General features: G+C 43.3%; 1 pseudogene. It reads left to right on the plus strand.

The features are described from left to right. Positions 1 to 208 (plus strand): annotated as a pseudogene (locus V6260_RS19520) (Xaa-Pro dipeptidase); the annotation flags it as partial.

Here is a 208-nt window from a genome sequence, read left to right on the forward strand (position 1 = left end):
ACTACAGCCTGATCAAGTAGAAAAATTATTACCCTACGAGAAAGCTAACTACGCCTATATGGGTGAATATATCGAAGTAGCTCAAGCTCGTGGTTTTAGTATTAAGAACCCTGAGCCTGTACTTAACTATTTTCACTACCACCGCGCGTATAAAACCCAGTACGAGCTTGAATGTATACGCAACGCTAACCGCATTGCGGTAGACGGG

Source organism: Pseudoalteromonas aliena (genome assembly GCF_038155085.1).
Taxonomy (GTDB): Bacteria; Pseudomonadota; Gammaproteobacteria; order Enterobacterales; family Alteromonadaceae; genus Pseudoalteromonas; species Pseudoalteromonas aliena_A.